This window comes from Rhodanobacter sp. B05 (assembly GCF_002001085.1).
Taxonomy (GTDB): Bacteria; Pseudomonadota; Gammaproteobacteria; order Xanthomonadales; family Rhodanobacteraceae; genus Rhodanobacter.
The window spans coordinates 12,872-36,079 of sequence record NZ_MUNU01000004.1 but is presented as its reverse complement, the minus strand read 5'-3'; the positions used below and the strand labels follow the sequence as shown (position 1 = coordinate 36,079).

The following is a 23,208-nucleotide window of genomic DNA, read 5'->3' as shown; positions in this document are numbered from 1 at the left end:
GGAGAATTCGTTGTCCCCACGCTACTCGTGGCGTGGAAAATGCTTTCCGGCACCAGTCGCCACAGCAGCCGACTGTGCTCAAGCCCTGCCCTGTTCCACCAGGGTCAACGCCACCTTGTCGCGCAGGTACACAGGGAGTGCCAGCTCGGGTGGCTGGGTGCGGCCAGCCCTGAACTCGCGCAATGCCAGTTCGGCGACATGGGCCGCCTGCGGATAGCGCAGGCCATCCGCGGAATGCAGGGTGCCGGTGAGGCGCTGGCTCAGCGCGCTGGCATAGGTGCCCCAGCCGCTGCCGACCACCTGCCACGCGTCGGCTTCGGGCAACAGCAGCGACTCGGCGGTGCAGATGCGTTCTTCGTCCAGCGCGACCAGCCCGCCGTTGTCGTCACGCCGGTAGCCCGCGGCATAGATCTCACCCATGCGTGCGTCGATTACGGCGAGGATCGCGGTGCCTTCTTCTTCCGGCGCTTCCAGCGCCAGCGCGGCCAGCGAGGAAATGGTGATCACCGGCAAGTCCAGCGCCAGCGCCATGCCCTGCGCCAGCGACACGGCCAGCCGCACGCCAGTGAATGCACCGGGGCCGCGGCCTACGGCAATCGCATCCAGCGCCAGCCGACCAATGCCGGCTTCGGCCAGCAGCTCGTCGGCCATTGGCAACACCAGTTCGGTATGGCGGCGCGGAGCGATCTCGCTGCGGGCGATCAGTTCGTCGCCGTGGATCAGGGCGACGGAGCAGGCTTCGGTGGCGGTTTCGATCGCGAGCAGGTTCATGACCGCTCCATGATAGCGGCTGGCGGCTCGCTCGACGCGGGTGCGTCCGCGTACCAGTCGATGCGTCGGGTCAGATACATCATCAGCGCCACCATCACCAGCAGCACCAAGGCGCCGATCAGCAGGGCGTACTGTTCCGCCGCGATCAGTCCATACAACATCGCATAGATCAGCCCAAGCACGCTGCCCAGCAGCATGCCGGCCCGACGCGCGCGCAACACCGCCATTGCATAGCCGCCCACGATCACCACCACCGCTACCGCCGCCAGCGCATACGCCAGACCAAAGCCGATCTGTTCGGACAGCGCCAGCAGGACCACGTAGAAGGTGGCCAGCGCCGCGCCAACCAGCAGGTATTGCACCGGGTGCACGCGCAGCCGCTTGAGCACCTCGAACAGGAAGAACGCGACGAAGGTCATCGCGATGAACAGCAACCCGTACTTCCCCGCGCGCACGTTGCGCTGGTACACGTCAACGGGCTGGTATAGCTGCACGCCGAAAGTCGAGGCCTGCAACGCGGCATTCATGTCTTCGGTATCGGTCCAGTGCTGGCCATAGCTGCGGTTGAGATCGAGCAGATGCCAGTGCGCGCTGAATCCATTGGCGTCGAACCGATGCTCCAGCGGCAATGCCGCACCGACAAAGCTCGGGTCATGCCACGGCGCGCGCATGTTCACATCGGTACTGCGTGCCAGCGGCAGCAGGCGCAGCGACTCGGTGCCAGCCAGCTTCAGGCCGATCTGCACGTCGATCGACTGGCCGTTCAACGCATCCAGGTCGATCGGCACGACCACGTTCGGCCATGTTCCCAGCCGGACGGCCGACGAATCGAACTGCGCAGGCTTGCCGTTGATGCGCAAATCGGTGACCTCCTGCAGGCCACGCAGGTCGCCCACCGGCAGTCGCAGTTCGGCCTTGCCGGCCTGCCATGCCGCGGCGCTGTCATGCTGGAACTGGGCCAGATCCTGCGCGTTGAAGCGAGCTCCCAGCTTCACCGTGGCGACGAACACCGGCGCGCTGTAGATGCCGTAGCTGCGCGTCTGCACCGCCATCGCCACATCCATGCTCAGCGTATCGGCCAGCATGCTCTCGCTGCCGGCCTTCAACTGATAGGGCTGGTTGTCGCCTGCGCTGACCTGGCGCATGGTCGGCACCACCAGCACCGGACCGCCCAGCACCTGGTCGCCACCCCAACCCTGCGCGATCTGCGCGATCGCCTGTTCGCGCAGTTGCTGGCGCTCGCGCACCAGCCCGCTCACCTGCAGCAGCGGTATGGTCATCAGCAGCGCCAGCACGCCGATGCCGAGCACCTTGGCAGTCACCGTCTGCATCCACTTGCCCATGTCATTGGCCTCGGCTTGATCCGGAGCTTCAAGCACAACAGTCCGGGGGGCGCCAACGCGGGCAAGCACGGCCCGCCTGCTGACCACAAGATGGCGGGCCGATGACGCGAAACTTCACGCCGCGGGCGCGGTCATTGCCAAGACAAGCCAGCCGGCCCGAATCGGGGAACGCCATGCACGCAATCGCCAGGTTCCTGGCCCGCAACAAGGGCTTCATCACCTTCATGCTGTGCATGCTGGTGTTCCGCAGCGCGGTGGCCGACTGGAACGTGGTGCCGACCGGCTCGATGCAGCCCACCATCAAGATCGGCGACCGCATCCTGGTCGACAAGCTGGCCTACGACGTGCGCCTGCCGCTCACCCACGTCTCACTCGTGCACCTGGCCGACCCGCAACGCGGCGACATCGTGGTGCTGGATTCGCATGCCGCCAATGAGCGCCTGGTGAAGCGCGTGATCGGCCTGCCAGGCGACGAGGTGGCGATGCGCGGCAACGTGCTGTTCATCAACGGCCGTCCAGCCAGCTATGCGGCGAGCAGCTACGTCGGCATCCGCGACGACCTGCGTGATCCCGCGCACTACGACATCGAACGCTACGACATCATGCACCACGCGGTTCGCCTGTCCGACTTCCGCCCCAGCCCCGCCAGCAATTTCGGCCCGGTGAAAGTCCCGCGCGGCCGGTACCTGCTGCTCGGCGACGATCGCGACAACAGCATGGACTCGCGCTACTTCGGCTACTTTCCGCGCAACGAGATCGTCGGACGTGCGCGCTACGTGGTCGCGTCGCTCGATCCGGCCAATCACTATCTGCCGCGAAGCCACCGCTTCGGCATGCCGCTCGACTGAGATCTCAGCCGCCCGCCACTTCGGTTCCCTGGTGGAACACGATCTTCCAGCCATCCGACGCGCGCCGCCAGATGGTCGAACGGCGCGTGACGCGCGCGTCCTGACGCAAGGTATAGGTCAGCAGATAACAGTCCACGGCGAGTTGACGGCACTGGAAATCGCTGGTTTCCAGTGCATGCGGCTCGGCTGCGCCGCGGCGTTCGTCAAGAACGTCCAGCAGGTACCGCCGGCTGTAACGCCGGCCGGAGGCGCCGATTTCCCAGAAGTCTTCGGCGGTCATCCGCTCGAAGTCGGCACGCGTGCTGCCAAATTCGGGGCGATGGAAGATCGGCTCGCGCCGGCGCAGTTCGTTCAGCACGGAGATCAGATCCGGCGCCGTGACGAGGTCGGGCTCCATCCCGGCGATCAGGCTGGTGGCTGCCACAATTCGACGCGCGTGCCTTCGGGGTCGGTGATCCAGCCGAAGCGGCCGAATTCGCTTTGGTCGACGCGTTCATCCACCACGACGCCGTCGGCTCGCAGTTGCGCCAGCAACGCGTCGAGGTCGTCGACGCGGAAGTTGAGCATGCAGGACTGCGGACCCGAACCGAAATAACTGGTGTCGGCGGCGAACGGCGACCACAGCGTATAGCCGGCGCGCTGTTCGTCCTCGTTGAAGCGCACGCCGCCCCACTCCTCGGCAATCATTCCAAGGTGTTTCGCGTACCACGCCGACAGTGCAACGGGATCGCGTGATTTGAAGAAGATGCCGCCGAGTCCGGTGACCTTGGCCATGGTGTGCCTCGTACTGTGCCTGGTGTGTGGAAGCCCGCTCGCGGGCGATGCTCTTGCAAATCCCGAATCCCGAATCCCGAATCCCGAATCCCGAATCCCCCCAAAAGCATCGCCCGCTAGCGGGCTCCTACGGGAATTGTCGCCGCGTCGGCGAAGAAGGATTGCACATCCACCAGCTCGCGCGTGCGCGGCATTGGCGGCAGGCTGGCGAGGAACAGCTTGCCGTAGCCCTTGGTGGTCAGCCGCGGGTCGCACAGCACCAGCACACCACGGTCGTGCACGTCGCGGATCAGCCGGCCGGCACCCTGCTTCAGCGCGATCACCGCGCTGGGCACCTGCCAGCCCATGAACGGGCTGATGCCGGATTGTTCGAGGGCGGCGAGACGCGCCATCAGCACCGGATCGTCGGGGGCGGCGAACGGCAGCTTGTCGATCACCACCACGCTGAGCGCCTCGCCGACCACGTCGACGCCTTCCCAGAAACTGGCCGCGCCGAGCAGCACGCCGTGGCCACTGGCGCGGAATTCCTCCAGCAGCCTTGGGCGCGGCGCGGTGCCCTGCACGAACAGCGGCCACGGCACCTTGTCCTGCAGCAGTTCGGCGGCGCGGCGCAATGCACGATGCGAAGTGAACAGCAGGAAGGCGCGACCGTTCGATGCGTGCAGTACGGGAAGCACGGCCCCGATCACCTGCTCGGTGTAATCGCGCGCGCTCGGATCGGGCAAGCCGGAGGGCAGATAGCAGAGTGCCTGGCGCGCGTAGTCGAACGGACTGTCCAGACTCAGCGTTCGCGGCTCGTCGAGGCCGAGCTGGCGCGCGAAGTGGTCGAAATTGCCGGCCACCGACAGCGTGGCCGAAGTGTGGATCCACGCCGCCTGGGTGCGTTCGCGCAGGCCGCGCATCGGCACGGCGAGATCCAGCGGCGTGGCATACAGCGCAAAACCGCGCGGAAACGTTTCGTACCAGCGCACGTCGTGGTCGCCGTGCGACTCGACGATGCGGTCCAGCCGTTCGGCGAACAATTCGGCGCGTTCGTGCAGGTTGGCGAAGCCGCGCGAGCGTTCGGCCTGCGAGGCGAGCAGTTCGGCCAGCGTGGCGAGCAGTTCGCGCAGGTCGCGCAGCGAGCTGCGCACGTCGGCGCGGTCTTCCAGTAACTGGAACGCGCCGCGCGCGGGCAACACATCCATCGCCAGGCGCAGCTTGCGCAGTGCGTCCTGCAGCGCTTCCACCGGCTCCAGCAGCAGGCCGATCGCGCCGGTGACGCCGCTGCATTCGGTCAGCACGTCCTGCGTCATGTCGGTGAGCTGGCGCGCACTGAGGCTTTGCGAGAAGAACTGCCCGGCCAGCTCCTGGATCTGGTGCGCCTCGTCGAGGATGAAGGCCGCCGCACCGGGCAGGATCTCGCCGAAGCCCTCCTGCTTCAACGCAAGGTCGGCGAACAGCAGATGATGGTTGACCACCACCACGTCCGCCTCCATCGCCTCGCGGCGCGCCTTGAACACGTGGCAGTCGTCGTAGAACGGGCACTCCACGCCCAGGCAGTTTTCCGCCGTGGAAGTGACCCGCGGCCACAGCGGCGATTCCTCCGGCACCTCCGCCAGCTCCATCCGATCACCGCGACGGGTGCGTGCCGACCACGCGCGAATGGTGGCGAGCTGCGCGGCCTGCGCGCGCTCGAACGTGGCACCTTCGCGCACGGTCTGGTCGAGCCGGTACAGGCACAGATAATTCGCGCGGCCCTTCAGCAGCGCCGTCTTCAGCCGTGCGCCGAGCACCGAGCGCACCTTCGGCAGATCACGGAAATACAACTGATCCTGCAACGCCTTGGTGCCGGTGGAAATGATCACCCGCTCGCCCGACAGCAGCGCGGGCACCAGGTAGGCGTAGGTCTTGCCGGTGCCGGTGCCGGCCTCGGCAATCAGCGTGTCACGCCCGGCGATCGCCTGCTGCACCGCCCGCGCCATCGCCTGCTGGGCCAGCCGCGGTGCGAAGTTCGGCAGTTCGCGCGCGAACGGACCTTCGGCACCGAGCAGGCTGCCGACGTCGCCGGACGCGGTGTCGTCAGGATCAGTCATCCGGCAAGTATGGCGGAGCAGCCACGCACGGCAAAACGATGGCGGGAACCCTGGCGACTCGCGGCGCATCCATTGAGCAGCGTCCCCGTGCCCGACCGAAGGAGAACCGACGTGAGACTGTTCGCACCTGCGCAAGCACCCGCCCTCGACCTGGTCGACATCCATGGCAAGCCGATCGCGATCGGCGGCAACGGCAGGCTGACCCTGCTCTCGTTCTTCCGCGACGCCGCCTGCCCGTTCTGCAACTTCCGTATCTATGAACTGACCCATCGGCATGAAGAGCTGTCCGCGCTCGGGCTGGACATCGTCGCGGTGTTCAGCGCCTCGCAGGCGGAGGTACTGCGCTTCGCCGGACACCGCCCACGCCCGTTCCCGCTGGCCGCCGATCCCACCTCGCGCGCGCACGAAATCTACGGCATCGAGCGTTCGCTGTGGCGCAAGCTGAAGGCGATCGTGACGCGCGTGCCGACCCTGATCCGCGGCATGCGCCTAGTTGGGTTGGCAGGCTTGAACACCAGCAACCTGATGCCGGCCGACTTCCTGATCGACCCGCACGGACGCATCATCGATGCGTACTACGGCAGCGACGCCGGCGACCGCATTCCGCTGGAGCGGGTGGAGCGGCTGCTTCCCCGCGAGAAGATCAGGCGCGCCGCCTGAGCTGCCCACTGGCAGCAGCGCCGGCAATGGTTCACCATGCCGGCACCGTCACCGGGGAAGCATCATGACGACTGAACTGTGCATGCTGTTGTGGAGTGTCGTGCTGGGTCTGGTGCAGGTTGCGCTGGCCGCCACCTGCTCGGTCGGCCAGCGCGGACTGGGCTGGGCCGCCAGCCCGCGCGACGAGGTAAAGCCACCACTCAACGGCATCGGCGGCCGCCTCGATCGCGCCCGCGCGAACTTCCTCGAGACCTTTCCGCTGTTCGCCGCCGCGGTGCTGGCCGCGCAGCTGCTGCAGCATCACGACGCGACGACCGTGCTCGGCGCCCAGCTCTACTTCTGGGCCCGGCTGGCCTACGTGCCGGTCTACGCCGCCGGCATTCCCTACCTGCGCACGCTGATCTGGGCGGCGAGCATCGTGGGCATCGTGCTGGTGCTGGTGGCGCTGCTCTGATTTCCACCCGTGCTCGTGGCGGCGGGCACCAGGGACACCGTGACAAGCGCGTGGTCCGGTGAGGCCTCCTGCCCGTCAGTAATTGACCCTGCGACGGCCGGATCAGGCAGACGGCGGCGACGTCGCTAGCGCTTCCGTGTCGGTTTCACGTCGCCGCTGCCGAGCAACGTACTGCGCCACGGCGGGCTGCGCGGCGAGAGCCCGGGCGCCCGACTCAGTAACGCGGAATGGCCGCCTTGTGGCATTGCTGCACCCATTTCTTCGCGGTGTCCGCGCCGACCTGATCGTGCGCCTGCAGGCGCATCTCCACGATGGTCTGCCAATTGCGTGCACACAATGGTCCCAGCTTGGGACCCAGCGACCACGACTGATGGGCCAGTCGTTCGGCGACGGCAAAATCCTTCATCCGCACCGCGATCTCGGCGCGATCCTGCAGCAGGCCGGGCGAGTCGGGGGTGATCTTCAACGCCTGATCGAGCTTGGCGGCCGCGTCGGCATACTTGCCGGCCTGCTCGTCCTGGTGCGCGGCATCAACCAGCGCGGCGACCCCGGGATCGCGCAACGGCTGCACGTCGATGACCGAGTCGTCCTTTGCGCCGGCGGCGCGGATCGCCGCGACCAGGTCGTAGCCCGATGCCGCCGGCGGGGCCGCTTCCTGCTTGTGCGAGAACATGCTGCAGCCGGCCGCCGCGATCGCGACCAGCAGCAGCGGCAACAGGAAGAAGGGCTTGCATGGGATACGCATGATCAGTTCCGGATCGGGGTGCTGGAGGAAGATGGCGCGGGCGGTGTGCCGGCCGGTGCAGAGGAATCGCCGCCACCAAACAGGTTCTGCACACCCTGCCAGAAGCAGCCATCGGTGTCGGCGGGCAGGCTGCCGGCAACCACCGGCACCTGTTGCGCGCCCTGGCACTGTTGCTCGGTCCGTTTGCCGTCCGTGGGGTTGATCCAGGCCATTTCCAGGCCCGCGCCCGCTCTTGCTGACAGCGGCTGTGTCGGCAGTTTGGCGAACAGGTCGCGCCAGGCGCGCAGGCCGCCGGTGGCACCGAACAAGGTGGTCGGCTTGTTGTCGTCGCGACCCATCCAGAACACCGCCAGGTGATCGCCGGTGAAACCGGCAAACCAGCTGTCGCGCATGTCGTTGCTGGTGCCGGTCTTGCCGGCGGCGTGCAGCGAGGCCAGCGCGGAGTTGCCGATCGCGCTGGCGGTGCCGTATTCGGCGACCTGCTGCATCGCCCAGGTGACCAGCCGCACCGCTTCCTGGTATTCGCCTGCGCCGCCCTGCACCTGGTAGCGCTTGATCGTGCGACCGTTGCCGTCGAGCACGCCGCGCACCGCCAGCAGCGGCAGCGCATGCCCGTCCGCGGCGAGATATTGATAGAGCTGGGCCACCTGCAGCGGGGCCAGGTCGAGCGCGCCGATGAGCAGCGAGGGGCCCGGGTTGACGTCCTTGAGACCAAACGACTGCAGGAATGCCCTGATCCGCGGCAGCCCCACCGCCATGCCCAGCCGGATCGACGCAAGGTTCCACGATTGCGCCAGGGCATCGACCATCGGCACCATGCCGTGGCTCCGGTTGTCGTCGTTCTGCGGCGTCCACACGCTGCCATTCGGTTGGCGCATGCTGATCGGACTGTCGTCGAGCAGGCTGGCCAGGTTCCAGCGCTGCGGCTGGGTCAGTGCCACCAGGTAGACGAACGGCTTGATCGTCGAGCCGATCGGCCGCTGGATGTCCAGCGCACGGTTGTAGCCCGGATCGCCCGGGCTGCGGCTGCCGACCACGGCCAGCACGTTGCCGGTCTGTGCGTCGGTCACCACCGCCGCGGCCTGCACGCCGTCGCCGCGCTTGCCCAGACTCTTCAGGCTGCTGCTGATCGCCTGCTCGGCATACAGCTGCGCGGCCGGGTCGAGCGTGGTGAAGATCGACAGGTTGCCCTCGCGCAACGCCTTCTCGTCGAAGTCGGCGGTGATCTGCCTGCGCACCAGTTCCATGAATGCGGGGAACCGGTTATGCGGCAGCTGGCCATCCTGGATCACGTCCAGCGGCGCCGCCTGCGCCGCATTGAGCTGCGCCGCGCTGAGCAGACCGGTGTCGAAAAATTCCTGCAGCACCAGGTTGCGTCGGGTCAGTGCACGCTTCGGTGCACGGCGTGGATCGTAGTAGCTCGGCCCCTTGACCAGTCCCACCAGCAGCGCGATCTCCTGCGGGCGCAACTCCTGCAGGCGGCGCCCGAAATAGAACTCCGACGCGGCACCGAAGCCGTGCACGGCCTGGCCGCCCTGCTGGCCGAGGAAGACGTCGTTGACGTAAGCCTCGAGGATGCGCCCCTTGCTGTAATGCGCCTCCAGCAGCAGCGACATCAGCGCTTCGTTGATCTTGCGCGTGAAGGTCTGGTCGCGGCTGAGGAACAGGTTGCGCACCAGCTGCTGGGTCAGGGTGGAGCCGCCCTGTACGGTATGGCCGGCACGCAGGTTCGCGAACGCCGCCCGTGCGATCGCACCGAAGTCGATACCGATGTTGTGCTTGAAGTTGCGATCCTCGACCGCCTGCAATCCGCTCAGCAGCAGCGGCGGCACGTCGGCCAGCTGCACGAAGCGACGTTCTTCCTGGGTGGCGCCGTACAGCGTGGCGATGCGGGCCGGATCGAGGTGGGTCAAGGCGATCGGCTTGCCGCTGGCGGCATCCTGCACCGACTGCACTTCGCCACTGCCCACGGTCACCCGGATCCGCTTCGGCAGCTCGCCGCCATCCGGTCCGGCATAGCCACGCGAGGAGATCGTGTAGCGCGAACCCTGTTTCATCCAGCTGCCGGCGACATCGCCGCGGCCGTCATGGCTGTAACCGGCGAAGGTCAGCTCCAGCTCCAGCGCGGCCGACGACATCGGCTCGCCCGCGCTCAGCGGTAGCGGCCGCGCGTACACGCGGGTCGGCACCGCGAAGACCACATCGCTGAAGCGATCCTGCACGCGCTTGTTCAGCACCAGCGTGTATGGCAGCACGAACCCGACCAGCAGGCCCAGGCCGATCCAGCACGGGATGCGCAACCAGGGCCAGCTGCGGCGGGCGAACGAACGGGTGCGGGTCAGAAAGGCCAACGTGGGGAAATCCGGCGATCAGGTGGTTCGATGATAGGGCCTGCATCCCGGCGCGCCCATGAACGTGACGGCCCGTTTGCGGGCAAAACGCGGGCAATCGGTGCGGTCTGCTTCATGGAGCCTGCCGCGGCTCCACCCACATCGCGGCTTCGGGCTGGAATGGCCGTGGTTGGACATGCAGCAGACGTTGCAGTTCGTCGTTGTCTGCCACCAGGTCGCTGTCGAGCCGGCTCAACGGGCCACGCAGCGGCGGACACATCTGCTGGCCCAGCCGCAGCAGCCACGCCGGCAGCCACACCGGCACGGTGGCGCGCGGCAGGCTTCGGCGCACTCGCGCAAACATCTGCGGGTAGGGCAGGCGCTCGCCGCCACCGATCGACAGAATGCGCCCGGCGGCGGCCGGGCATTCCAGTGCGGCCAGCACCGCCTGCGCGATGTCATCGGCATGCACCGGCTGGCGCAGGCCGCGCCCGGCGGGGATCGGAAACAGACGCGTGCGCAAGGCGCGGCGGGCGATCGGGCTAAGGCTCCTGTCGAGCCCCGCGCCGTAGACCAGGGTCGGCCGCAACACGGTCCAGGCGCAGCCAAGACGCGCGCAGGCGGCGGCCAGCGCGGCTTCGCCGGCGCGCAGCTGGCGGGATATTTCGCGCTCGGCCGGCACCGCCGAGTCGCGCTTGGTTTCCGCGCTCATCGAGCTGGTGGCGATCACCCGCGGCGTGTCGACCAGGGTGGCTTGCGCCAGCCAGTCGGCCAGCGCCTGCAGCGGACCGAAACTGACGATCGCCGACAACGCGGGCAGCGAAGGCATGGCGTGCGGCAGGGCTCCGCGCAGCCACTCCACGCCATCCCGTGTCGGCCGCGGGATGCGACTCAAGGCCACGATCGGTTCGCCGCCAGCAGCCAGGCGCGGCAGCAGGAAATGGCCGATCTGACTGCTGCCGCCGATGACCAGGATGGTCATGCAGCGCTCAGTGCCCGCCCTGCAGGCGGGCACTCAGGTCGAGCAGGCGCGGGTGATTCGGCGCCAGCTTGCGTGCATGCGCCAGCGACTGGCCGGCGCCGATGCGATCGCCACTGCCCAACTGCTGCTCGGCGCGGTCCAGCCAGGCGCTTGCCAGCTGGTTGTTGAGTCCCCCTTGCGCGGGATCCCCCGGCGCCAGCTCGGCCAGATCGATCAGCATGTCGTCGGCCTGCGCCAGCTTGCCGGCGGTGAGCGCCTGCCTGAACTGCCGTGCCACCTCGCCCGCCAGGCCTTGCAGGCCCTGCGCGGCGGCGACGTTGTTGCCGTCGATCGCCAGCGCGCTGCGATACAGGTCGTAGGCGCTGTCGCCGGGCGGCATCATGATGTTGCCGTTGCGGGTGGCCAGCTGCGCGCGCTGTACCAGTTGCGCCACCGCGATGCTCTGCTCGGGCGACAACACGGCGGTGGTCACCGGTGCATCCTCGCTCTGGTCAGCTGCGGCGCTACGTGGCGGCGACGCGGCCTTGCTGCGCAGGCGTGCGCGCGCCGCCGCGAGATCAGCCGACTTCGGTGCCAGCTGTGCCGCCGCATCGAGCAGGCTGGTCGCATGTTCCCGGTCGCCCGCGTCGATCGCCGCGTTGGCCTGCACGGTCAATGCCTGGGCCACGTCGCCCAGGCCGGATTTGGCGGATGCGTTGTCGGGATCCAGCGCGAGTGCGGCCTTGAAATGAGCCAGCGCGGTATCGTCGCCATCGCCGGCGATGCGGCCCGCACGCAGCGCGTCCTGCCCCTGCTTGAGGGCAGCCTGCAACGCGCCATCCTGCTGCTGGCGCGACTGCGCCTGCAGTGCACGCAGGGCCGGCAGCGCACCGTTGTTGGGCTGCAAGGCGGCGAGCTGCTCGATGCTGGCGCTGGCCTTCGCCTGATCGCCGGACTCGAGTGCGTCGTGTGCCTGCACCGCCAGTGCACTGCCCACCAGATCCAGCCCGTGCGTGGCCACGGCATTGCCGGGGTCGGCCTGGAGCACCCGCTGGTACAGCGCGCCGGCGCCCTGCGGGCCGTCCAGTTTGCCCGCGGCCAGTGCCTGCTGCGCCTGGTCGACCAGGTCCACCGTCTGCACCTGCGCGGCCTGCGCGCGACTGATCAGCGTATCGAGCCGGTCGACGTCGCTGCCGCCGCCGAGCAGCTCGCGCGCCACCGCCGCCTGCTGCTGCGCCTGGGCGAGCTTGCCGGCCTGCAACGCCGCATCGGCGCCGGACAATTCGGCTTGACCCACCTGGCGCAGACCGTCGCGGGCGCGATCATTGTCCGGCTCCTGTGCCAGCGCCTGCTGGAACAGCTCGCGCGCACTGGTGCCATCCTGGCCGTCCAGACGGCCATCCTTCAGGGCCTGTTGCGCCTGCTCCAGCACGGTATTGAGGTCGGTGCGCGGAAGCATGCCGCGCAGGCGGTTCTGGCTGAGCCACAGCGCACCGACCATCACCACGACCAGCAGCAACAACACGGGAACCAGCCAGCCCGGGCCTCGCCGCGAAGACCGCATCGAGGACGCCCGCGCATGGCGGGAACGACGCGGTTCGACGGTGACCTCCGGCAAGCCGTCGGCGGCGCGTGCGCGCGGGTCGTCCACGCGGTCGAGATCACCCAGGGTGGGCTCGTTGCGAAGGTGTGGCCTGTTGTCGTGCGGGTCCCGGCGAGTGCTCATGATCCCTGGCGCTGAATGTACCGACCGCAGCTTAACATCGGGCCGGCGCGCGGCTTCGCGGCGCGCGTACCGGCGTTCAGCATTCAGCCGACGCCGATCCGGCGCGCATCGGTCACGTTGGGCAGCGCCAGCAACTTGCCCAGCAGGGTCGACAACTGCTCGAAATCGCGCACGCGCAGGGTGTAGCGCATCTCCACTTCGCCGCTCTGCGGCTGCGACCGGCTGGACGAGGCGATGATGTGGGTGCCGGCGTTGCTGATCACGTTGGTGACGTCCTTCTGCAACTCCTTGCGATCGTAGCCGCGCAATTCGATATCCACTTCGTAGGCCTGGCTGGCGGCGTGCCCCCAGCTCACCGCGATCACCCGATCCGGGTCGTGCCGCAGCAGCCGCGCCAGGCTGCCGCAGTCGGCGCGGTGCACCGACACGCCGCGCCCCTTGGTGATGTAACCGCGCACGGTATCGCCCGGCAGTGGCTGGCAGCAGCGTGCCAGCGTGGTCAGCAGGTTGCCGACGCCTTCGATGCTCAGCGCACCTCGATCGAGCGTGGTCGGGCGCGCCGGTTGCGGCGCCGGAGACGGCATCGGCGGTTGCGCCGCTTCCTGCAGCATGCGGGCGACCTGGCCGGGCGTGACCTCGCCCAGCGCCAGTGCCGTCAGCAGCTCGTCCTGCGTCTGCAGATGGAAAAGCGCGGGCAGCTTGCCAATTTCGGCCTGCGGCAGCGCCAGCCGCCTGAGTTCGCGCTCGAGCATGCTGCGGCCGACGGTGAGATTGGCGTCGTGCGCGATGCGGCGAAACCACGCACGCACCTTGTCCTTCGCGCGCGCCGTGTTGAGGTAGCCATGGTGCGGCGACAGCCAGTCGCGGCTGGGCTCGGCCAGCTTGGTGGTGAGTATCTCGACCCGGTCGCCGCTCTGCGGCTGGAATGTCAGCGGCACGATGCGGCCGTTGACCTTGGCACCGCGGCAGCGATGGCCGACCTCGGTGTGGATCAGATAGGCGAAGTCCAGCACGGTGGCGCCACGCGCCAGATCGAACACCTCGCCCTTGGGCGTGAGCAGATAGACCCGGTCCTCCAGCAGCTCGGTCTGCAGTTCCGCCGCGAGGGTGCTGTCGTCGCCGCTGCGCGGCTCCAGCAATTTGCGCATCCAGGCGATCTTCGCCTCGAACTCGGCATCGCCGCCGCCACCTTCCTTGTAACGCCAGTGCGCCGCCACGCCCAACTCGTTGGCGCGATGCATCTCGTGGGTGCGGATCTGCACCTCCAGGGTCTTGCCGGCCGGACCCATCACCGCCGTGTGCAGCGACTGGTAGCCGTTCGGCTTGGGCCGCGCGATGTAGTCGTCGAATTCGTTCGGCAGATGCGGCCAGCGCGCGTGCACCACGCCCAGCGCGGCGTAGCAGTCGGTGATGCTGTCGACCAGCACGCGCACCGCACGGATGTCGTACAGGTCGGAGAAGTCCAGCGACTTGCGCTGCATCTTCTTCCAGATCGAGTAGATGTGCTTCGGTCGCCCGGCCAGCTCGGCGCGAAGGCCGGCCGCGTCGAGCGCCTGCTGCAGCTCGTCCAGCGACTGGCGGATGAAACCCTCGCGGTCGACGCGCCGCTCGTCGAGCAGCTTCGCGATGCGACGGTAGGTGTCCGGCTGCAGGAAGCGGAACGCCAGATCCTCCAGCTCCCATTTCAATTGCCAGATGCCGAGGCGATTGGCCAGCGGCGCATGGATGTCGCGGCTCAGCCGCGCCAGTGCGGCGGCCTGCTCCGCCGGCAACGCCACCGCGGCACGCATCCGCGCCAGCTGCCGCGCCAGCAGCACGAACACCACGCGCAGGTCGCGCACGATCGCCAGCAGCAGCCGGCGCAGGCCCTCGGCCGCACCATCCGGCGCCCGTTGCGCATGCAGCGCCCACACCTGCTCGGCCGCCTGCTGGCCGGCCACGAGACGTTGCAGTTCCGTCGGCAGTGCGGCGCGCCGCGCCGCCCACAGCGCCGGATCCGCACGCGCCAGCTCGAACCACAAGGCAGCCGCCTGGGTCTGCGCATCGCAGCCGAGCATGCCCAGCAGGTCCAGCGTGTCGCCGCATTCGGCTTCGCGCAGTGACAGCGTGGCCGTGGCTTGCAGGGCCTCGACGAGCTCCATCGGCAAGCTGCCGGCACGTTCGCGCCATGGCGTCAGACTGGTTGGAGGTACGGGCTGTGGCATGTCGACCAGGATTCCTTGCGTGCAAGCATAGTAGCGAGAGCGCGGATCGCCCCGCGCGCGACGTTCGGTTCGGGGCCCGCTTGGCTTGGAGGTGGCTTGACGCGCAGAATCGACACCTGCCGCCCGCATCCAGAGGAAGTCACCCATGCCGATCCGCCCTCGCCACTTGCTGCCGTTCCTGCTGATCCTTCCCCTGTGTGGCCTGACCGCATTGGCGCAGCAGCCGTCCAACGGATTGCAGCAACGCATGAGCAGCGCCGAATTCAAGGCCGCCGGCCTGGACAAGCTGTCGCCGCAGGAACTGCAGAACCTGGACAACTGGCTGAGCACGCATGCCAAGGTCAAGACCAAGGTGGTCGATTCCAGCGGCAAGCCGGTGTTCTATGCGGGCGACAAGTCGCGCAGCACCATCAACTCCACGATCAGCGGACAGTTCAGTGGCTGGAGCAAGGGGCAGAGCTTCACGTTGGCCAACAACCAGCAATGGGAGGTGACCGATCCCGATCCGCACTCCTGTCGGCCGAGTGACCATACCGCGGTGAAGATCAGCCATTCCTTCATGAACTTCTGGATGATGTACGTACCGTCCTGCTATACAAGCGTCCACGTCAAGCGTATTCGTTGACGTCCTGACGACACCGCCCACGCTCCTAGCCGATCGCGGCCAGCGCCTTCGCCAGGCGCTTGGCCGAGACCGGCTCGGGCGTCTTGAGTTCCTGCGCGAACAGCGACACGCGCAACTCCTCGATCAGCCAGCGCAACTCGGCCAGCTTGGCCGGATCCGTGCCGACGGCGCGGTGCTGCAGGTACGCACGCCAGTACGGCATCACCTGCAACATGCGTTGCTGGTCTTTCGCCGGATCCTGGCGCAGCCGTTCGCCACGCAGGCGCATTGCCTTCAGGTAGCGTGGATAGTGGACCAATCGTGACGGCGGCAGCTCGCGTAAAAAACCGGGGGTGAGCAGCGCATCTGCCTGTTCGCGCAGGTCGTCGTAGCTGGCGCGGGCGAATCCCAGCAGCGGCGGTTCAAGCCACGGCTTCATCTCGGCCTGCGCCTCGATGATCGGTTCGGCCAGTTTCAGCCGTTCGACGCCGGCAGCAAACAGCTCGCGCGTGCATTGCGTGCGCAATGACTCGAACGCGCCGGCAGTGCGCACATTCAACTCATGGCGTTCCAGCAGGTCGGCGAAGCCGCCCTCGAGCAGGTCTTCGCGCAATCCATCCACGCCACCCAGCGGCGCGTATTTCAAGGCCAGCGCATTGCCGATCGGCAAGCGCCGGCGCGCCTGCTTCGCCTCGCTGGCGAGTGCGTTGCGCAGCAGCCGCACCACGCCCTGCCGATGGGCCGCGAGCGCTTCGTCGCTGCGCTCGAACACGCGCAGCGCCACCGCCTCGCCCAGGTCGACCAGCGCCGGGAATGCGGTGAGGCCGCCATCGGAGCGCACCTGCGCCGGGATCGCCTCGAAATCCCAGCTGGCCACATCCTCGCGGGTAAGCTCGATGTCGGTCTTGCGCGAGAACGCCTCGCGCGCCTGGCCTTCCCACTGGCCGCGCAACGCGGCGAGGTCACGGCCGCTGGCCAGTGTCTTGCCACGCTCGTCGTGCAGGCGGTAGCGCATCAGGAAGTGCGGCGGCAGCTCGGCGGCGGAAAATTCAGCCGCGGCAATATCGACGCCGGTGGTGCGTCTCAGGAACGTCGCCAGCGCCTTCGCCAGCGACTCGTCGCGTGGCGACTCGGCTTCGACGAACGCGCGCGCAAAATCCGGTGCGGGCACGAAGTTGCGGCGCAGCGCCTTGGGCAGGCCGCGGATCAGCTCGGCCACTTTCTCGCCCAGCAGGCCGGGCACCAGCCATTCGCAACGGGCGGCCGGCAGTGCGTTCAACATCGCCAGCGGCAGATGCAAGGTGACGCCGTCCGCTTCGTCACCGGGTACGAAGCGGTATTCCAGCTTGTACCTTTGCTGCGGGATTTCGAGTGGCCGCTCTTGCGCATCCGGCAATTGCTCCGTGCATTGCTCTACCTCCGGCATCCCTGCCGTCGCCTGCGCCCGCGGCACTCGGACATCCATGTCCAGCGCGGCAGGAAACGCTTTCGCATCCAGCCCCGCGCCACCGACCATCACGTCGTCCAGCGACCAGCGCAGCGCCGCCTGCTCGGCCGGCCGCGCCTTGCGATACCACGCATCCAGCGCACGGCTGCTGGCGATCTCCTCAGGCAGCTTGCCCTCGAAGAACGCGACCAGTTCGTCCTCGTGGCGGATCAGCCCTTCGCGACGTTGCTTCGCCTCGATGCCGAGGGCGTCTTCCAACACGCGCTGGTTCGCGCGCACGAAGTCGGCACGACTGTCGATGTCTCCGCGGGTCAGCGCCTCGCGCAGAAAGATCGCGTGCGCCAGCGCCGGATCCTGCTGCTGGAACGTCACCGGTCGTTTCTCCACCAGCACCAGGCCAAACAGACTCACTTGCTCATACGCCACCACGCAGCCGCGCTTCTTCGACCAGTGCGCGTCGCGGCAATGCATGCGCAGCAAATGCGCCGCCTGTTGCTCGATCCACAACAGCTCGACGCGCGCATTCGCCATGCCCCACACGCGCCCGCCGACGTCAAGGATCTGCGCGGAGAAGACCCAGTTCGGCGGCGCCTTGGACAGTGCCGAGCCGGGAAACATCTGGAACTTGCGCTCGCGCGTGCTCTGGTAGATGCCCTTCTCGTCCTTGCGGCCGACCTGGGTGGGCAGACCGGCGAGCAAGGCGCGATGCGTGGATTCGTAAAGACGATCGGCCGCATCCTCGCTCCCTCCCCTGCTCGCAGGGGAGGGTTGGGGTGGGGTGTTTTCGACCTTAAGAGCTTCACTCCCTTCACCTAAACTCCCCCTGCGCGCAGGGGGAGGAGCAGAGCGCGCATTTTGCGCTTCGCTCTGAACGGTAGGCGAAACATCCAGCTTCCAGCCAAGTTCGGCCACCACCAGCAACAACTGCCGATGCAGCTCGCGCCACTCGCGCATGCGCATGAAGCTGAGGAAATGCCGCGAGCACCAGTCGCGCAGTTTCGACTGGGTCAGGTCCTCGTGCGCATGGTGGTAGGCCTGCCACAGGTTCAGCACACCGACGAAGTCAGACTTCGGATCGGCGAACACGGCGTGCGCGGCGTCGGCCTGCTGGCGCGCATCCGACGGGCGCTCGCGCGGGTCCTGGATGCTGAGGAAGGAAACGATGGTGAGCAGCTCGCGCAGCGAGTGCAACTTCTCGCCTTCGACCAGCATGCGTGCCAGTTGCACGTCGATCGGCAGCCGCGCAAGGGTGCGGCCGATCGACGTGAGCTTGCGCGCATCGTCGACCGCGGAAATCTCGGTGAGCCGGCGGAAGCCGTCGGCGACCACGCGCGGGTCGGGCGCCTCCAGGAACGGGAACTCGTCCACCTCGCCCAGCTGCAGCGCCAGCATGCGCAGAATCACGTTGGCCAACGACGAGCGCAGCAGTTCCGGGTCGGTGAACGCGGCACGGCCGGCGAAATCGGCCTCGTCGTACAGGCGGTAGCAGATGCCCGGCCCCACGCGGCCGCAGCGGCCTTTGCGCTGGTCCGCGGCGGCCTGCGACACCGGCTCCACGTGCAGCCGTTCGAGCTGGCTGCGCTGGCTGTAGCGCTTCACCCGCGCGGTGCCGGTGTCGATCACGTAGCGAATGCGCGGCACCGTCAGCGAGGTCTCGGCCACGTTGGTGGCCAGCACCACACGGCGCTTGATGCCGGGTTTGAACACGCGGTCCTGGTCGCCGGCGGAGAGCCGCGCGTACAGCGGCATGATTTCGGTTTCGCGGTATTGCCGGCGCGACAGCAGCTGGTGCGCGTCGCGGATCTCGCGCTCGCCGGGCAGGAACACCAGCACGTCGCCGCGCGGGTCGTCGTGGCTGATTTCGTCGAGCACCGCGGCGATGTGCTCGGCGCTGCCCTGTTGCATGTCGCGCGATCCCCGTAGGAGCGCACCCTGTGCGCGATGCTCTTTCTGCGATGCCGGCGAAGAGCCATCGCGCACAGGGTGCGCTCCTACGAGGTCTATCGGTCGCCAGCGCAGCTCGACCGGATACGCGCGCCCCTCCACCTCGACCACCGGCGCGCCGTCGAAATGTTCGGAAAAACGCGCCGTGTCGATCGTCGCCGAGGTGACGATGATCTTCAGCTCCGGTCGCTTCACCGCCAGCCGCTTCAGGTAGCCAAGCAGGAAGTCGATGTTGAGGCTGCGTTCGTGCGCCTCGTCGATGATCAGCGTGTCATAGGCCGAGAGCCACGGATCGCCCTGGGTCTCGGCGAGCAGGATGCCGTCGGTCATGAACTTGACCAGGCTGCGTTCGGACACCTGGTCGTTGAAGCGCACCTGGAAACCCACGAGCTCGCCCAGCGGCGTGCCCAGTTCCTCCGCCACGCGGCGCGCCACCGAGCGCGCGGCCAGCCGGCGCGGCTGGGTGCAGCCGATCATGCCGGCCTCGCCGCGACCCGCGGCCAGGCACAACTTCGGCAACTGGGTGGTCTTGCCCGAACCGGTCTCGCCGGCGATCACCACCACCTGATGCTCGCGGATCAGCTTGACGATGTCCTCGCCGCGCGCGCTGATCGGCAGCGATTCGTCCAGCCGGATCGCCGGCTTGGCGGCCACGCGGGCGCGGCGTTTGGTCGCGGAGCGCTCGATATCCGCACGCAGCGCCATCAGCTTGTTCTCGTCGGGTCGGCGCGACAGCGTGCGCCAGCGTCCCAGCAGGCGGCCGAAGTCACGACTGGACACCGTATCCAGTTGCCGGCGCAGTTCGCGCAGGCCCGGATCGGGGATGGATTCGGGTGGAGACGGATGGGTATCGTTCATCGGGTCGCACATGATAGCCGCTGGCATCCAGCCGATCCGATAGTCGCCGGCTATCGAAGGCATCCAAAGGTTTCATTTCATTCGCGATCACCGACCCGCTACTGTTGATCCATCGCATTCAACCACTCGGAAGGAGCAGCACATGGCCATTTCCATCGGTATCGCCAGGAAGGACCGCGAAGCGGTCGCCAAACACCTGTCCAGGCTGCTGGCCGACACCTATTCGCTGTATCTCAAGACCCACAGCTTCCACTGGAACGTCACCGGGCCGCAGTTCAACAGCCTGCACCTGATGTTCGAGACCCAGTACAACGAACTGTGGCTGGCCGCCGACGAAGTGGCCGAACGCATCCGCACGCTGGACGTGTTCGCGCCCGGCTCCTACAGCCAGTTCGCCAAGCTGAGCTCGATCAAGGAAGAGCCCGGCGTGCCGGAGTGGAAAGACATGGTGGCCCAGTTGGTCGAAGGCCACGAGGTCGCCGCCGCCACCGCGCGCGACACCCTCAAGGCCGCCAATGCCGCCGGCGACGACGGCACTGCCGACATGGTCACCGGCCGCCTGAAGGAGCACGAGAAGACCGCGTGGATGCTGCGCTCGCTGCTGCGTTGAGTCGCGCCTCCCATCCCGTCAAACAAGGCCGGCCTCAATTCGCCAATCCCTCCAGCCGGGGCAAGCCCCGTCCGAAAACCTCCGCCCCGGCTGACCTTGTGCTGACCGCGCCCGACGATCTTTATTGAGCCCGGTGCCCTGCATTGGTTAAGCTCCCCGGGTTCCACCGCCTGTCGCGCAGGCTTCGCCGGGGATTTTTTTGAGCGCCACCGCAGCCAATCACAACAGCCGGCATCCCCTACTCACCGCCATCGTGCTCGCGCTGGTCGCGGCGGCGCTGAACATCGGGCTGTGGTGGTGGGGCAACTACCCGCACGGACCGGGAGACTGGCACGGCAAGATCGACGGCTTCGCCCTGTCGGTATTCCAGCGCTACCAGAGCCCGCTGAAGGGCGACTTCCCCAGCGACGACCAGATCGACGGCGACCTCCGGCTGCTCAGTCGCTATACCTCGCGCGTGCGCACCTACTCGATGCTGCAGAACCCTCAGCTGCCGCGACTGGCCGAGAAGTACGGGCTGAAGGTGATGGCCGGCGCCTGGATCGACCGCCGGCTGGACAACAACGAGAAGGAGATCGACACCCTGATCGCCCAGGCGCGGCATTACCCGGGCACGATCAACCGGGTGATCGTGGGCAACGAGGTGCTGCTGCGCAACGACATCAGCGCCGACGACCTGATGGCCTACCTCGACCGGGTGCGCGCCGCCCTGCACCAGCCCGTGTCGACGGCCGAGCCGTGGCATATCTGGGAGAAGTATCCCGAGCTGGTGCAGCACGTCGACTTCATCACCGTGCACCTGTTCCCGTACTGGAACGGGATTGCCCGCAAGGACGCGATCGCCGACGCGCTGGCCCGCTACAACCACCTGAAGCAACTGTATCCGGGCAAGCCGATCGTGATCGGCGAAATCGGCTGGCCGTCGAATGGTGACCGCTTCCAGTACGCCACGCCGTCGGTGTCGAACGAGGCGATCTTCCTGCGCGACTGGCTCAACGTGGCCAAGCTCGACCACATTGATTACTACATCATGGAAGCGTTCGACCAGCCGTGGAAGGAACAGCTGGCCGGCCGCACCGAAGCCTACTGGGGCATGTTCAATGCCGATCGCCAGCCCAAGTTCCCGTTCACCGGGCCGGTGACCGAGGACACCGCGTGGCCGTGGAAGGCGCTGGCCGCCAGCCTGCTGGCGTTGCTGCCGATGATCCTGTTCGCGCGTCGCTTCAGCCGTTTCAAGCTGGTCGGGCGGTTCTTCTTCTGCGCCCTGATCCAGCTCGCCTGTGGACTGATCGTGTGGGCCGCCACGCTGCCGTTCAATTTCTACCTGAGCTGGGTCGACTGGACCATGCTCACGCTGCTGTTCCCGGCGCAGATCGCGATCCTGGCGATCCTGCTGATCAACGGCTTCGAGTTCACCGAGGTGCTGTGGCGGCCGACCTGGATACGCCACGCCGGCATGCTGCGGCCGGACCACCCGGACCGGCAGCCGTTCGTGTCGATCCACCTGGCCTGCTACAACGAGCCGCCGGAAATGGTGATCGTCACGCTGGACTCGCTGGCCGCGCTGGACTACCAGAACTACGAAGTGCTGGTGATCGACAACAACACCAAGGATCCGGCGGTATGGAAGCCGGTGCAGGAATACTGCGAGAAACTCGGCAAGCACTTCCGTTTCTTCCATCTGGAACCGTGGCCCGGCTACAAGGCCGGCGCGCTGAACTTCGGCCTGAAGGAAACCGCGCCCGAGGCCGACGTGGTGGCGGTGATCGACGCCGACTACGTGGTGCGGCATGACTGGCTGGCCACCCTCACCGGCCATTTCCACGATCCCAAGGTAGCCGTGGTGCAGTGCCCGCAGGCGCACCGCGAGTTCGAGCACAACACGTTCCGCCGGATGACCGCGTGGGAATACGACGGCTTCTTCCGCATCGGCATGCACCATCGCAACGAGCGCAACGCGATCATCCAGCACGGCACCATGACGATGGTCCGGCGCAGTGCGCTGGAAGGCACCGGCGGCTGGTCGGAGTGGACCATCTGCGAGGACGCCGAGCTGGGCCTGCGCCTGATGCATGCCGGCTACGATCTGGTCTATGTCGACGAACTGATGGGCAAGGGCCTCACCCCGGCCGACTTCAAGGCGTACAAGAGCCAGCGCTACCGCTGGGCGTTCGGCGCGATGCAGATCCTCAAGGGCCGCTGGAGCTGGATGACGAAGAAAGGCCCGCTCAGCGCCGGCCAGCGCTTCCACTTCCTCACCGGCTGGTTCAGCTGGTTCGCCGACGCGCTGCACCTGATCTTCACTCTGATGGCGCTGTTCTGGACCGCCGGCATGGTGGCCTTCCCGCAGTACTTCAGCCTGCCGATGCAGCTGTTCCTGATCCCGGTGATCGGCTTCTTCTTCGCCAAGGCGATCTTCGGCATCGTGCTGTACCGCGCCCGCGTGCCGTGCGGCTGGCGCGACACGCTGATGGCCTCGCTGGCCAGCATGGGCCTGTCGCACGCGATCGCCCGCGGCATCCTGCACGGCCTCACGCGCGAGAAGACCTCGTTCGTGGTCACCGCGAAGAGCCGGCGCTTGGGCGGCAGCAACTTCGCCGCGTTTGCACCAGTGCGCGAGGAACTGCTGATGGCGGTGGCGCTGGCGCTGTGCATCGCCGGCATGGCCGAGGCGTTCGGCACGCGCTACATCGAGGGCACGTTGTGGATCATCATCCTGGCGGCGCAATCGATCCCGTATGTGTCGGCGGTGATCGGCGCGTGGATCGCGCACCGGGCGGGTGACAAGGCGGGTTGATGCGGCCCGCCGATGCGGCCTCGGCCGCATCGGCAAATCAGGCATGCCGCTCTGCCG

General features: G+C 67.5%; 17 protein-coding genes. 6 read left to right on the top strand and 11 right to left on the bottom strand.

Annotated elements, in window-relative coordinates:
• Positions 1 to 78: 78 nt before the first annotated feature.
• Both tsaB and creD read right to left on the bottom strand, forming a co-directional pair.
• Positions 79 to 771 carry a tRNA (adenosine(37)-N6)-threonylcarbamoyltransferase complex dimerization subunit type 1 TsaB gene (gene tsaB / locus B0E47_RS00855; protein WP_077511539.1) on the bottom strand — a complete coding sequence of 231 codons (693 nt, stop codon included), beginning with the start codon at positions 769 to 771 and terminating at the stop codon, positions 79 to 81.
• Positions 768 to 2,114, bottom strand: a complete 1,347-nt coding sequence (gene creD, locus B0E47_RS00850; protein WP_077511537.1) for a cell envelope integrity protein CreD — start codon at positions 2,112 to 2,114, stop codon at positions 768 to 770. The genes tsaB and creD overlap by 4 nt, the downstream gene beginning before the upstream one ends.
• 173 nt (positions 2,115 to 2,287) lie before the next feature.
• Between creD and lepB the strand changes: the two genes are divergently transcribed.
• Positions 2,288 to 2,962 carry a signal peptidase I gene (gene lepB, locus B0E47_RS00845; RefSeq protein ID WP_077511535.1) on the top strand — a complete coding sequence of 225 codons (675 nt, stop codon included), beginning with the start codon at positions 2,288 to 2,290 and terminating at the stop codon, positions 2,960 to 2,962.
• A 4-nt stretch (positions 2,963 to 2,966) separates the two neighbouring features.
• Here the strand turns inward: lepB and B0E47_RS00840 are convergent, their stop codons facing one another.
• From B0E47_RS00840 to B0E47_RS00830, 3 genes are all read right to left on the bottom strand, one after another.
• Positions 2,967 to 3,386, bottom strand: a complete 420-nt coding sequence (locus B0E47_RS00840; RefSeq protein ID WP_254422757.1) for a DUF4440 domain-containing protein — start codon at positions 3,384 to 3,386, stop codon at positions 2,967 to 2,969.
• The gene (locus B0E47_RS00835) at positions 3,368 to 3,736 is read right to left on the bottom strand and encodes a VOC family protein (protein WP_077511533.1); all 369 of its coding nucleotides are present in this window, start codon (positions 3,734 to 3,736) and stop codon (positions 3,368 to 3,370) included. Before B0E47_RS00835 ends, B0E47_RS00840 begins: the two co-directional genes overlap by 19 nt.
• A 116-nt stretch (positions 3,737 to 3,852) precedes the next feature.
• A complete protein-coding gene (locus B0E47_RS00830) occupies positions 3,853 to 5,811 on the bottom strand; it encodes an ATP-dependent DNA helicase (RefSeq protein WP_077511531.1) in 1,959 nt (652 codons plus the stop codon).
• 111 nt (positions 5,812 to 5,922) lie between these two features.
• Here B0E47_RS00830 and B0E47_RS00825 point away from each other — a divergent pair, with 111 nt between their 5' ends.
• Both B0E47_RS00825 and B0E47_RS00820 read left to right on the top strand, forming a co-directional pair.
• On the top strand, positions 5,923 to 6,471 hold the full coding sequence (locus B0E47_RS00825; protein WP_077511529.1) for a redoxin domain-containing protein: 549 nt from the start codon (positions 5,923 to 5,925) through the stop codon (positions 6,469 to 6,471).
• A 64-nt stretch (positions 6,472 to 6,535) separates the two neighbouring features.
• Positions 6,536 to 6,925, top strand: coding sequence for an MAPEG family protein (locus B0E47_RS00820; RefSeq protein ID WP_077511527.1), 390 nt, complete (start codon positions 6,536 to 6,538; stop codon positions 6,923 to 6,925).
• Positions 6,926 to 7,139: 214 nt separating this feature from the next.
• Here B0E47_RS00820 and B0E47_RS00815 read toward each other — a convergent pair whose 3' ends face one another.
• The 5 genes from B0E47_RS00815 to B0E47_RS00795 all read right to left on the bottom strand — a co-directional run bounded on the left by B0E47_RS00815 (position 7,140) and on the right by B0E47_RS00795 (position 14,891).
• Entirely contained in the window at positions 7,140 to 7,670 is a 531-nt protein-coding gene (locus B0E47_RS00815) for a tetratricopeptide repeat protein (protein ID WP_077511525.1), read from the bottom strand.
• Between the two features lie 2 nt (positions 7,671 to 7,672).
• Complete coding sequence (gene mrcB / locus B0E47_RS00810) at positions 7,673 to 10,021, bottom strand: penicillin-binding protein 1B (RefSeq protein ID WP_077511523.1); 2,349 nt, start codon at positions 10,019 to 10,021, stop codon at positions 7,673 to 7,675.
• Positions 10,022 to 10,133: 112 nt separating this feature from the next.
• Positions 10,134 to 10,982: an NAD-dependent epimerase/dehydratase family protein gene (locus B0E47_RS00805; RefSeq protein WP_077511711.1), complete on the bottom strand. Its 849-nt coding sequence runs from the start codon at positions 10,980 to 10,982 to the stop codon at positions 10,134 to 10,136.
• 7 nt (positions 10,983 to 10,989) lie between these two features.
• Positions 10,990 to 12,687: a hypothetical protein gene (locus tag B0E47_RS00800; RefSeq protein WP_077511521.1), complete on the bottom strand. Its 1,698-nt coding sequence runs from the start codon at positions 12,685 to 12,687 to the stop codon at positions 10,990 to 10,992.
• Between the two features lie 83 nt (positions 12,688 to 12,770).
• The gene (locus B0E47_RS00795) at positions 12,771 to 14,891 is read right to left on the bottom strand and encodes a bifunctional (p)ppGpp synthetase/guanosine-3',5'-bis(diphosphate) 3'-pyrophosphohydrolase (RefSeq protein ID WP_077511519.1); all 2,121 of its coding nucleotides are present in this window, start codon (positions 14,889 to 14,891) and stop codon (positions 12,771 to 12,773) included.
• A 145-nt stretch (positions 14,892 to 15,036) separates the two neighbouring features.
• On the opposite strand from B0E47_RS00795, the gene B0E47_RS00790 reads away from it, so the two are divergent.
• Entirely contained in the window at positions 15,037 to 15,516 is a 480-nt protein-coding gene (locus B0E47_RS00790) for a hypothetical protein (RefSeq protein ID WP_077511517.1), read from the top strand.
• A gap of 25 nt (positions 15,517 to 15,541) precedes the next feature.
• On the opposite strand, the gene hrpA is transcribed toward B0E47_RS00790, so the two are convergent.
• Positions 15,542 to 19,756 (bottom strand): ATP-dependent RNA helicase HrpA, encoded by a 4,215-nt coding sequence (hrpA, locus tag B0E47_RS00785; protein WP_174566936.1) that lies wholly within the window; start codon positions 19,754 to 19,756, stop codon positions 15,542 to 15,544.
• Positions 19,757 to 19,886: 130 nt separating this feature from the next.
• On the opposite strand from hrpA, the gene B0E47_RS00780 reads away from it, so the two are divergent.
• Positions 19,887 to 20,354, top strand: coding sequence for a Dps family protein (locus tag B0E47_RS00780; protein WP_077511512.1), 468 nt, complete (start codon positions 19,887 to 19,889; stop codon positions 20,352 to 20,354).
• A gap of 199 nt (positions 20,355 to 20,553) precedes the next feature.
• Positions 20,554 to 23,151 carry a glycosyltransferase family 2 protein gene (locus B0E47_RS00775; RefSeq protein ID WP_077511510.1) on the top strand — a complete coding sequence of 866 codons (2,598 nt, stop codon included), beginning with the start codon at positions 20,554 to 20,556 and terminating at the stop codon, positions 23,149 to 23,151.
• Positions 23,152 to 23,208: the final 57 nt, after the last annotated feature.